Raw genomic sequence first — 12,119 nt, 5'->3', positions numbered from 1 at the left:
TGCCGTTTTTATGTTTTGTTACAAATCCTTATAATTATGGAGTTAACTTGTCCACACTAATCGGATAGGTCTGGTCTAGCATCCATTTGCCTGCTTTGGATTTCTTCAGCGTTGTGACAGAGGTGGAGCGGTTATCCTGAAACTCAGGACCCTTAAGCTTGATGCTCGTCTGAACCATATATACGGCTGCGGTATCCTGGGTATAATGAATGATTTTGGCAGATTCCAGAGTGAACTTTAGATCATAGACTGTGAAAATTTGGCTGAAGAGCTGTTTGGTTTGTTCGAGAGCAGGGGACTCAGGATCAATAGTAGATAGCACACCTTGAATATTCTCTGCATTGGTATAGTCCAAGTTGCTCTTAAGCACAGCTAATATATCCGTTTCATCCGACTTCGCCACAGCTGGCTTAGCGTTCAGCAGTTTATCTGGGAGGATATATTGCACGCCTTTAATCTGCAGGTTGTTGATTTTCCAGTCTTCAGTGCTGGCAGTACGCGTTAAGCTATAAATATATTCAGAGGTATTGTCTAAGGTGAATGGACCGCTGAGGTGTGTAGTCGTTTCAACGGCGTGAACCGTAGCCTCTGTGGGTTGAAGGCTGATAACCTCTAATTGATCAAGTGAAGTGGTCGAATCGTATTGTTCCATTTGGCTCTTAGTCTGTGGCCCGATGACCACAAGAGGAGACTTGCTATCGATTAGGCTCATGAACCCTTCATAATTCTCATTGTTGGTATAGGTTACGTATTTTTCAAAAAAAGCATTGATTTCCTGCGGGTTTACCTGGTTAGTCTTGCCTGTAATGGTTACTGTCTTCGAGTGTGCATTCCAGGAGACTTCATTACCTGTAGCCTCCCCAACGAAGCGCAGCGGAATGTAAGTGGAATTATTGATGAGCTTAGGGGCAACAGAAAGTTGGGTTATTACACCATTGACGCTGGCCTGCTTGCTGCCTAGTTGCAGTGTAATCGTAAGCCCTTCCTTAGTACCCGTTATGGTACCTGTGGTTTGATTCCAATCGATTGAAAGTCCTAGTTTTTCAAAAACCGGGCGAAAAGGAACGACAATTCTACCATTATCATTGAAGGGAGCCTGTCCCTTCAGTGCGAGCTGTTGCTGATTGATCTGAATGGAGATTGGCTTCTCTGCGGCATGGACAGGCCAGGCGATAGCGGTAGAAAGAAGAGTTGCTGCGATTAGGCTAGATATGGTTTTCATCTTGTGATATCTCCTTTGGGTTATGAATGATAAATTAATGGTTATTAGAGGATAACTCCACTAAGAGCCAAAGTAACTTTTGCTTGGAATAAACCGTACTTTACTTTTTGCTTATCGAATTGCCGATTTAAGTTTAGTAAATCCAGCTTGTCCTGATCTGCCTGAGCCGCTGAGATTAACCCGCTATTTAGGAGAGTATCATTATCCTGGGAGACGCGTACGAGTTCCAATTGCTGCTCTTTTAGTTCTGAATATTCAAAATCAATTTCATTTGCTTCCGGCTTATAACTAGCCAGTTTTTCTTCGAGTTGTTGTTGTACTATATTTTTGTGTGCAATCTGGCTAGACCATAGGACTGAATAATAAGTGATGAGTTCAGCATCGGAAGCTTTAGCTGCGTCAAGATTATCTTTGGCGAGTGTGATACGTGCATCTTCTTCGCGTAAATCATAATTGCTAGAGAGGCTGACTACAGTGTTCCAATTCACAGGCTCTGGTGCACTGGAGATGACATCATCCAGCAGGACTTCTGAATAGGATGATAATCCTAACTCAAGCTTAAATTGTTCTAGCTGAGCTTCATAACTCCTAAGGTTACGTTCAAAAGCAGATTTTCGTTCCGCATTTTTACGATTAAAATCGTCCAAACTTCTCTTAGACAGTAGACCATGCTCGTATGATCGCAAGGTATCCACAGAATGTTGAAACCAATATTGGCTTTCTTGTTTGTCATACTCAATCGTTTTTTTTAGAGAAGAGAGTTGATAATATTTCTGCACAGCGTAGTAGCGGATGAGGGCTTCTGTTTTTTGAAGTCGTAACTGATTAATTACTTTATCTGTTTCTAATGTGCGCAACTGGTCACGAAATTCCTTGAGCTGCGCTGTTTTAGTCTCTTGATTGTAACTGTTTTGGCTTTCAGTCTGAGCGCTAACCCATTGATTCAGAGATGTGTTAATCATAATTTGAATGAGAATGGATTGATTAACCCCTGCCTGTTCTTCTTTACTTAAATCAGAGTAACCAGGAATACTACTGATAAAAATATCAGGATTTACTGGCAGCAGTCCGCTAGTTATGACTACATTTTTTTGTTCCAGCTTTTTCTTTTCAGATGATACATACGAGAATTTGGAATCCGTTTCTGCAATATTCCATTGTGAGAGCTTGATATCTACATAGTTAGTTAATGCTAGCTGGATTGTTTCTTCCATGGAAAGCAATTTTGTTGCACTAGATACCTGCGTATCAGCATGAGCTGTAATGGAATGCGGCAATAGAAGTAATAAGAAGGAAAGTATCAAGAGAGCTGTTTTCTTTAACATTTAGCTGGCAACCTCACTATTCCTTTAAGTTGATTTTTTCAAGAACAAAATCAATGATCTTCTTGGAGTCGGTAATAACAGAGGCTTGCGCTATCATCCCTACACGAAGCTCTCCACGTTCACCTCTGCGATTAACAAGTGGGTCATTGGATATCGTTGCTTCCACCAAATAGTAGCTTAGACCGTCTTGCTGAACAATTGAATCTGTGCTGATAGATGTAATCGTACCTTTTTGGGAACCGAAACTTTGTTTAGGGAAGGCTGAAAAGCTGAAATCAACTTTATTGCCAATCGCTATTTTTCCTGCTTCTGCGTTAGGTACGGCGATGCTCATTTTATATTTTGACTCGTTGCTAGGAATAATGGAGATCAAGGCTTCGCCGGATTGTACCATGTCCCCGATGTTGGTTTCTTTTAAAATATTAATGGTCCCAGAAATTGGTGCTATGAGCAGTCTTTTGTTTCGTTCAAGCTCAAGTTGCTTAATAGCCTCTTGCAGCGTAATTAAGGTTCTTTTATTTTCTTCTATTGCTGAATGAATCTGTACAATACGGTCAAGTTTCAACTTTTCCAATGAGGTTTTTTCGGTTGACCGGTTAAGTTTCTCTTGATTCAGTAGATCATTTTGCTGCTCAGCCAGCTGTTTCTTTTGCATTTCTAAAGTTTTTCGTTCTGAAACTGAGGGATCATGCCCATTTATTAGCAAATCGAGGCTGACCTCTATCTCAACCAATTGTTGATTGTAATTGGTGATATTGCTTTCTGCGCTGAGCACGGCTTCGGTTTGGAATTGGTTGATTTGCAAATATGAACTTTCATATAGATGCTGTTCATCTGTAATCTGAGATTGAGGCACAAGGCGGTCCCCCAAGCTGAGCGAACGGTTGTAGATTTCTTTTTTCTCAGCAGATTGTTTAGATAGTTGCACATATTTAATTTGGTATGTATTATATTGTTCCGTCCGTTTGGTATCTGTAGATGGAAGCAGATTTTGATTCTCTTTGATGGATTGCACAAGCAATTTCTCGTTTGTAATTTCAACATTCAGCAGTTTCTTTTTTCGTTCCAGTTCAATTTTATTTTGAAGAGATTTATCCAAACTGGATTCGGCACTAAAGGCAGAAGATTCTTGCAAACCTATATTCTCGTGAATGGCAGCTGTAAGCTGATCCTGGGTTCCTTGATAGGTCTGCTGCTGCTGGCTGTATTCAAGGAGAAATTGTTCTACCATGTCATAATAGTAAACTTCGTCTGCATGTTCAGAAGAAAATTGATTATCTAAATTGCTAATGCTTTGTTTATACAGCCCGAGATAGTGCAGTTTCTTAGTGAGCTTATTGATTTCGGAGTTACGATTGGATAATTCTATATCGAGTTCTTTATGCTCAAAGGAAATTAACTGCTCGCCCTGCTTAATTTGCATCCCTTCATGGATATATACCTGTTCCACTTTTCCCACAGATGAAGTCTGAATGGTACTGACTTTTTCATTGGGCCTAACTACAGCAGAGGCTTTGGCGACTTCATCGATCTGGCCAAAATAGGACCAGACCAACGCAGACCCCAATAGAATAAATAAGATAAGTATGAAAATAGAAATCACAGGACTGGTCTTGGATTCCATGATTTCTCTGCTATCGGTCATTTCTGATAAGTTATGTATTTGTGCGCTCATACGAGAGACACCTCGCCTACTCCTGCAGCAGCATATTGAATGGTGTGATCTTGTTTTTGTTCAACCCCGGGGAGTTGATCTTTCCACAAGCCGTAGTACTTTCCACGGTAATCTAGAAGCTCCTGATGTGTCCCACACTCAATAATCCGCCCCTGATCCATGACATAAATTCGGTCACAACGCATGATTGTACTCAAACGGTGAGCGATAATAATCGTAGTCATGTCTTCAAAAGCATTGATCGTCTCCGATACTGCCTTCTCCGTTGTAGAATCCAGGTTACTAGTGGCTTCATCCATAATAAGAATATCCGGCTGTTTGAGCACCGCTCTGGCGATAGCCAGTCGCTGCTTCTGTCCTCCGGAAATATTGGTCGCATTCTCTTCTAACAAAGTGTTGTAGCGGAGTGGAAGCTGATTGATGAATTCGTGAGCCTGTGCGGTTTGGCAGGCGGTAACAATCAGTTCCAAATCCATATCCTGATCGACACCCAGACATAGATTTTCCCGAATTGTTCCGCTAAAAAAGAAAGTATCCTGTGAGATATATGCGATCCGCTGTCTTAAGCTATCTAAATGAATATCTTTAATGTTGTAGTTGTTAATTAAGATATCGCCTTCTTCGTGTTGGTAAAATTGCATAATTAATTTGATTAGTGTGGTTTTACCCGAGCCGCTCTCACCGACAAAGGCAATTTTCTCACCCTGTCTAAGTGTCAAATCGATATCATGAAGTACAAGGGAACGTGTACCGTATCTGAAGCTGACACGATCAAATTTAATATCACCTTTTAATGAAGCAGGTTGAATCTTCTTGTCCTCATCATTATGCTTCTCCGCTTCCAAATCAAGAATTTCTCCTAATCGGTCAGCAGCGACAATGGCCGTTTGCAAAGTGGGCTGGAGGTTGATTAAGTTCTGGATGGGTTGCAGGAAGTAAGCCAATAACGAGTTATAGGTAATCAATTGGCCCATTGTCATATTGCCTTTTATCACTTGTCTTGCTCCGACCCACAGTATGGCTACTCCTCCAACGAGTTGTACAAAACTCTTGAGGGAGGCTTGAATGTTATTGAAAAGACCAAAACTGAAGACAGATCTCAGAAATGAGATGAACTTCTGTTCAGTTTCATAGCCCACTTTCGATTCTGCATGATAGGCTTTAACTGTCTCGATACCATCTATTGATTCAACAATATAGGAGGTGAGCTGAGCATTTTTTTCCATCTGTTCGCGGTTTAAACGGTCAAATGGTTTGTGGAAGCTCCAAACCAATACCAGATACATTGGCACCATAAGTATAGTAATTCCGAATAAAAGAGCACTTTGCGAATATAGAATAATTCCACCGGCAATAACCATGATAATATCGATCATGATGGTTAGTGTTGCGCTGGAAATGGCATCTCGTACTTTCGAAGCATCCATAAGCCTTGATATTATTTCTCCTGTCTTACGTGTACCAAAAAAATTCATTGGGAGCTTTAACACATGGTGGTAATAGCCAAGTATGAGTGAAATATCGAGTTTTTGGCTCAACGTCAGTAAGATATGGCTACGAAAGGCATTTAATAATATTTGAAATATGTAGAGAATGATGACTCCAACAGATATTATGTTAAGTGTCTTTTTTAATCCAAAGGGTAGAATTTCGTCTAAAAGAAATTGGAAATAGAATGCAGCAAGTATACCTAAGATAGTGTAGAGTATAGATGTTAGAAAAATTCCTCCTAGCATTCTTTTTTGAGGAATCAGCAATCCAAAGAAACGAGCAAATAGACCTTTTGTTTGGTCCCCTTTTTTGAATTGAGGAGTGGGTACCATTAAGATAAGGACACTTGTCCAGATTTGGAAGAAATCTTCCGGTGTATATTTAACTATGCCTTGGACTGGATCCGCAACAATTATTTCCTTATTTGATATTTTATGGATTACAACATAGTGTAATAATGTCTGATCTATAATGACATGGGCAATAGCGGGAAGTGGGAAGTTTTCGAAGAAGGCTTCATGGCTTCCCTTGACTCCTTTTGCTGTAAACCCAAGTTTTTCTGCTGCTTTTATGAGTCCATATATATTGGTTCCCATTTTATCAGTTCCGGCTACTTCACGAATTTTAGTGATTGGATATTTGAGACCGTATTGTTTGGAGATAGTTGCTAGACAGGCTGCACCGCAGTCTTTAATATCAAGCTGTTTAATACAATAGTATTTCTTAAACAGAATAAACCCCACCTACTATTAGTGATTTGTACATATTCATTGGGATCAACAATATCTTATCCATGTAGAGAATGATTTCGTAACTGAAACAAAATCTTTTTGTAAATAAGCCTCACTAGAAGATTGCTTCTCTGACCTAATAGAAATCATAATAAGCTCCAAGTGAATGATATTTATTCTCTTGGAGCTACTAAATATTCAGGAAAGTGTTTTATATATTTTTATTAGCAATTCCTGCGGAAATTACAATGATACTAGATGTAGTTAAGGCAGTATAGCCAAAGGCGCATGCTGCTACTACTGGAAGACTAACTGGTGCTGTTGCCGCAACTGCTATTAAAGTGGCTCCAGCAATAACTCCACCTATACCAGTTGCAATTTGTCCCCAAAGAGCACCGCCCTGAATATCGTACAATTCAGATCCTTTTAATAATTCAAAACCACTACTTGAAATTTCCAATTCAATCCCCCCTTATCCAAATATTGCGACTCCTACGCCTGCTACTGCAGCAGCTAAACCTAATGCAGGAAGAGCTGGTACTGTGGCAATTGCTCCTAAGATTGCGCAGCTACTAGCGATTGCTGGTACTCCAGCAGCAGCAACCCCAACGCCCACTACTGAAGAGGCTACGCCGACTGCTTTAGTTAACCAGCCACCACCATTAAGATCCATCAACGAAGATAAATCAAGTTCTTCAAACGTACTATGATTAAAACTGAGTTCCATTATGTCACCTCCTTTAATCATGATTTATATTAAATCGGGAGTGAATGATCAAATGAAAATCCCTGATTTAATTCCATATTCATTTTTCGTGTTTGGCTAGAAAATTCAATCCAATTAATATGAGAGCGATAAATCCTGTGAAACAAAAGGGTATCCATATGGGACCATTAGTAATCCTATTCATTTTGGCTATCAATATAATTCCTGAGCAAATAACTGAAAAATACACCTTCCAAAGCTTAATATTTTGATTTCCCAGTCTAAGCTTATTCCATTCACTGATGATAAATAGATTCAAAATCAAAAGAGTTCCTAATACAGTAATTGTAGTATCTTGAAAGGTATCGATATAATAAATAAAACTCAAGATAGTGAAAATTAATGTGATACTAAAACAGAAAATCACTATTTTTTTTTTCATAGCCGGCTCCTCATTTTTATAAAATAGATGGATTTACACCTACATAAATGTCAATAATCATTTTTTCTAAGGAAGCTTCAGAGTTATCTGAAGTGTACACATTATAAAATGCTGTGATTTGTTGAAGTCCCTTATCTGATATGTACTTTATAATAGATTCATATGTACTTTGTACTCCAACAGGGTTCCCCATGAATCTGCAGGATAGGGCATTAACTAAGTGGAAAATTTTTTTGTGTTTATAAGTTTGATCTGATGGAAAAGGCTTATTGAGAGGAATCATAATCTCCATGTCCATTAAATATTCCCCATTAACAATCTCCGCCGAGAATGTGCTCGTAATAAGGGGTCCTGCTTTCACTGCTTGATATTTTTCTATTATTTTTGCAGTTTGAGCTATTTCTATTTGTAATTCTTCTTGATTCATCTTCTTTCTAACGGAAAGGACATTTTCAAGCAAAATTTCTTGATTTTTTTGAATTTCAAACAATTCAGCACCTCCTAAAAAAGATCATAACTATGTGAATTTTCACAAACCTATCGTAATTGTTAAACTCCCTGATGAGTGGATTAATAACTTTATAGTAACTAGAATATCTATTAAGATACATATCCCTCAGTACATATTCCCTTTTGAGTTAATCTGTGCTAAAATATATTTTTTTTACAATAAATCCACTTTATTTAACAATTTTTTATCTTTTTGATCTAACACAAACCTCACGACTTATGTCATTGTTTTCTTTTGAATGGAGTGTTATGCTCTGTTTAATTAATACCATAAGTTGGGAGAATGGTTTGTTTTGGATATTCTTGAATGTGAACGAGCTTGGTTTACGGTAGATGATGTAGATAAAAAATCTAATAATTCCTTGTGTGAATTTTGCCAACCTTGGAGTAACCTCAAAACAGAAAAATCCTTTTCTATAGAAGAGCTGGTTCCCTACGAGGTATTGGTTGAAGTACTACATTCAGAATTGGCGAAAGTAACGGAATTTCTCTTATTGCCCTTTGTTTTTTTCTTAACAGATCAAGCCGGCAATATTATTAATATTGTTGCTCCTTTCGAAGCGTTTCAGAAGAAAGTAGATCATTTTGGAATTAGGAGTGGAACTAACCTTTCGAAGCAATTCTCTGGAGTAAATGCAGTTTCACTAGCGATGGAGGTTAAATCAATTGCAGTAGTGCGTGGAGAAGAGCATAGTATGCCAATGTTTAAAGAGTGGAATTGTGTATGCGCTCCTATAATGATAAATGGTTGTATATGTGGATATATCGACATTTCATTTGAAGCCGAGAGGCAAATTGGCTTTTCGATTCTCTTTATTAAACAATTATCCGAAAAGATTGTTCTGAAGTTGAAGGAACGAAGCCCAAAGTTAATTGAGTACAGATTTCAGGAAAAGTGTGATTCGTATCGATTATCGCCCAGAGAAAGGGAGGTAGCGTATCACTGGTCACTAAGAAAAGGTGCGTTGCAAATTTCCAATGACCTTAATGTGAAAGAGGGGACTGTGCGGAATATCGTTAAGAGTATTTATAGTAAGATGGATATCAGCGAGAGATGGGAATTGATAGAAATACTTAAGTTGTAAATTTTGATGATAAACATCAAAATACTCGTTTGTACATAAGATATAAAAGCCATCCTCCGAAATTAATCAACAACGGAGGATGGCTTTTATCTGTCTAGAACATTTTTTTGATAAGTACTTAACCGCAAGAACAATTCAAAACTGGCTTACGCGCAGCCTGTGTCTCATCCAAACGGCTAATCTCTGTGGTATGCGGTGCGTTGATTACAATTTCTGGTGTCTCCTGCGCTTCTTTCACAATCTGAATCATCGTATCGATGAAGCCGTCGAGCGTTTCTTTACTTTCGGTTTCCGTCGGCTCGATCATCATGCATTCCTCAACAGTCAGAGGGAAGTACACGGTTGGCGGGTGGTAGCCGAAGTCGAGCAATCGTTTAGCAACGTCTAAGGTGCGCACGCCATATTGCTTGAGGTTTTTGCCGGACATCACGAATTCATGCTTACATACACCCGGATATGGGATTTCAAAATACGGCGCCAGACGGTGCATCATATAGTTCGCATTCAGCACAGCATTTTCGGATACCTCACGCAGTCCGTCTGGACCATAGGTCCGGATATAGGCATAGGCACGAACCAGAATACCAAAGTTTCCATAAAAAGCTTTCACGCGTCCAATAGATTCAGGACCACCGAAGTGAAGTGAGAAGCTGCTATCTTCATTCTTTACCACAGTAGGTTGTGGCAAGAATGGAATGAGGATAGATTTTACGCCGACTGGTCCGGCTCCAGGGCCGCCACCGCCATGTGGGGTGCTCATTGTCTTATGCAAGTTCAGATGCACAACGTCAAAGCCCATGTCGCCAGGGCGGGTAATGCCCATAATGGCATTGGAGTTGGCTCCATCGTAATAGAGTAAGCCCCCTGCTTCATGCACGATCTCAGCAATCTCGACAATTTGGGTCTCGAACAAGCCGAGTGTGCTTGGGTTAGTCAGCATCAGTGCGGCTGTGTCGCTACCGACGGCTGCCTTCAGTGCTTCAAGATCAACCATTCCTTTATCTGTGGAAGGGATCGTGATCGTTTCAAGTCCTGCTGCTGAGGCACTAGCAGGATTGGTTCCGTGCGAGGAATCCGGCACGATAACCTTAGTACGCGTCTCGCCGCGACTTTCATGGTAGGCGCGGATCATCATGAGGCCGGTCCATTCACCATGAGCACCTGCGGCAGGCTGTAAGGATACTGCATCCATGCCCGTCAGCGCGGACAGATCATTTTGTAGGGTATACATTAATTCCAGTGCGCCTTGAATACTTTCTTCCGGTTGGTAGGGATGAATTTTGGCGAAGCCGGAGAAGCGGGCAACATCTTCGTTAATCTTCGGATTGTATTTCATCGTGCATGAACCGAGTGGATAGAAGCCATTGTCTACACCAAAGTTGCGACGTGAAAGAGAAGTGTAGTGACGAATGACATCCACTTCCGATACTTCTGGAAGTACGACGGGTTCGCTACGGAGTAAATCCGATGGAATTAGGGATTCCAAGGTTTCTTCCTGCGGCACATCGCATAGTGGCAAAGAATAGGCCGAACGGCCCGGACGGCTTAATTCAAAAATTAGACTTTGCTCCGGTTTCATAAACAGCCCTCCAGTGCGCTAGCGAATTGGTCGATTTCGGTTTTGCTTCTTTTTTCCGTTACGGCAACCAGCATATGTCCAGCAAGTTCAGGATAATCACGACCCAGATCATAACCCCCAAGATAACCTTCCTTCAGCAGCTTCGAATTAATAGAGGCCACACTGCTGCCTTCAGGAAGCTTCACGACAAATTCGTTAAAGAATGGGGAGGAGAAGGCAAGTTCAGCACCTGTTAGTCCGCTGAGTTTATTAGCAGCGTAATGGCTTTTGCGAATATTTAGCTCGCCTACTTCACGCATGCCTTCTTTGCCCATAACGGACAAGTAGACGGATGCGCAGAGAGCCAGCAGCGCCTGATTGGAGCAGATATTCGATGTCGCTTTTTCACGACGAATATGCTGCTCACGCGCTTGAAGTGTAAGAACGAAGCCACGTTTACCGTTACGGTCTACCGTTTGGCCAACGATCCGGCCTGGCATGCGGCGCATCAGGTGATCAGCTACGGCAAAGAATCCGCAAGTTGGACCCCCGAGAGAAGCTGGAATACCAAGTGGCTGAGCATCACCCACTACGATGTCGGCTCCAAGTTTGCCCGGAGTTTCAAGTACACCTAGAGCTATTGGGTTCGCGCTGACTACAAGAAGACCTTTAACCGCGTGAATCAGCGGCTCAACCGAGCGAAGATCCTCGATGCTGCCGAAGAAGTTAGGCGATTGAATAAGCACTGCGGCAGTATCTCCATCGATAGCTTCAGCGAGTTTAGCTTGATCGGTAACACCGTCTTTATAGTCAATCTCCACCACCTCCAGACCCCAAGCATTAGCCGAAGTACATAGCACTTGGCGAGCCTCAGGATGAACGGTACGGGAGACGATTAATTTTTTGCGTTTGGTAGCACCAGCCGCGAGAACCGCTGCTTCGGATAAAGCTGTAGCGCCATCATACATACTGGCATTGGCAACTTTCATACCGGTTAGTTCGCAAATGTAGGATTGGAATTCGAAGATCGCTTGCAGCTCACCTTGGCTGATCTCCGGTTGATAAGGAGTGTAGGCAGTGTAGAATTCAGAACGGGAAATGACATGGTTGATGACCACAGGGATGTGATGATCGTATAATCCGGCGCCGAGGAAGCTGGCGTGAGAATCAAAGTCGGCATTTTGGTCAGCCAAACCTTTCATGTGGCGCAGCAGGGCGTATTCATCGAGTGGTTCAGACATCGGCATAGTGCCTTGGTAACGTACCGCTTCAGGAATATCGGAGAACAGCTCATCTATAGACTGAATCCCGACGGCCTCCATCATCTCTACGCGGTCCTGTTCTGTCATGGGCAGATAACGGTGCTTCATTAAG

Annotated in this window: 10 protein-coding genes; 1 reads left to right on the top strand and 9 read right to left on the bottom strand. The window is 41.2% G+C overall.

All coding sequences use genetic code 11. The features are described 5' to 3' along the window. Nucleotides 1–34: 34 nt before the first annotated feature. The 7 genes from NSQ66_RS28035 to NSQ66_RS28005 form a co-directional block, all read right to left on the bottom strand. Complete coding sequence (locus tag NSQ66_RS28035) at nucleotides 35–1,222, bottom strand: copper amine oxidase N-terminal domain-containing protein (RefSeq protein WP_036678583.1); 1,188 nt, start codon at nucleotides 1,220–1,222, stop codon at nucleotides 35–37. Between the two features lie 44 nt (nucleotides 1,223–1,266). Next, nucleotides 1,267–2,547, bottom strand: coding sequence for a hypothetical protein (locus NSQ66_RS28030; protein ID WP_036678586.1), 1,281 nt, complete (start codon nucleotides 2,545–2,547; stop codon nucleotides 1,267–1,269). A 16-nt stretch (nucleotides 2,548–2,563) separates the two neighbouring features. Further along, a complete protein-coding gene (locus NSQ66_RS28025) occupies nucleotides 2,564–4,222 on the bottom strand; it encodes an HlyD family efflux transporter periplasmic adaptor subunit (protein ID WP_036678589.1) in 1,659 nt (552 codons plus the stop codon). Beyond that, entirely contained in the window at nucleotides 4,219–6,456 is a 2,238-nt protein-coding gene (locus tag NSQ66_RS28020) for a peptidase domain-containing ABC transporter (RefSeq protein WP_244886399.1), read from the bottom strand. The genes NSQ66_RS28025 and NSQ66_RS28020 overlap by 4 nt, the downstream gene beginning before the upstream one ends. A gap of 199 nt (nucleotides 6,457–6,655) precedes the next feature. Continuing rightward, nucleotides 6,656–6,904 (bottom strand): hypothetical protein, encoded by a 249-nt coding sequence (locus NSQ66_RS28015; RefSeq protein WP_036678593.1) that lies wholly within the window; start codon nucleotides 6,902–6,904, stop codon nucleotides 6,656–6,658. A 12-nt stretch (nucleotides 6,905–6,916) separates the two neighbouring features. Beyond that, on the bottom strand, nucleotides 6,917–7,171 hold the full coding sequence (locus NSQ66_RS28010) for a hypothetical protein (RefSeq protein ID WP_036678596.1): 255 nt from the start codon (nucleotides 7,169–7,171) through the stop codon (nucleotides 6,917–6,919). Nucleotides 7,172–7,608: 437 nt separating this feature from the next. Continuing rightward, nucleotides 7,609–8,082, bottom strand: a complete 474-nt coding sequence (locus NSQ66_RS28005; protein ID WP_051491031.1) for a hypothetical protein — start codon at nucleotides 8,080–8,082, stop codon at nucleotides 7,609–7,611. Between the two features lie 313 nt (nucleotides 8,083–8,395). On the opposite strand from NSQ66_RS28005, the gene NSQ66_RS28000 reads away from it, so the two are divergent. Next, nucleotides 8,396–9,187, top strand: a complete 792-nt coding sequence (locus NSQ66_RS28000; RefSeq protein ID WP_036678603.1) for a helix-turn-helix transcriptional regulator — start codon at nucleotides 8,396–8,398, stop codon at nucleotides 9,185–9,187. Nucleotides 9,188–9,305: 118 nt separating this feature from the next. Here the strand turns inward: NSQ66_RS28000 and gcvPB are convergent, their stop codons facing one another. After that, a complete protein-coding gene (gene gcvPB / locus NSQ66_RS27995; protein ID WP_036678605.1) occupies nucleotides 9,306–10,766 on the bottom strand; it encodes an aminomethyl-transferring glycine dehydrogenase subunit GcvPB in 1,461 nt (486 codons plus the stop codon). Continuing rightward, a complete protein-coding gene (gene gcvPA, locus NSQ66_RS27990) occupies nucleotides 10,763–12,115 on the bottom strand; it encodes an aminomethyl-transferring glycine dehydrogenase subunit GcvPA (RefSeq protein WP_036678609.1) in 1,353 nt (450 codons plus the stop codon). Before gcvPA ends, gcvPB begins: the two co-directional genes overlap by 4 nt. Nucleotides 12,116–12,119: the final 4 nt, after the last annotated feature.

The sequence above is a fragment of the Paenibacillus sp. FSL H3-0329 genome (assembly GCF_037963285.1).
Lineage (GTDB): Bacteria > Bacillota > Bacilli > Paenibacillales > Paenibacillaceae > Paenibacillus_AQ > Paenibacillus_AQ odorifer.
This window is presented reverse-complemented; position numbering and strand designations above follow the sequence as displayed.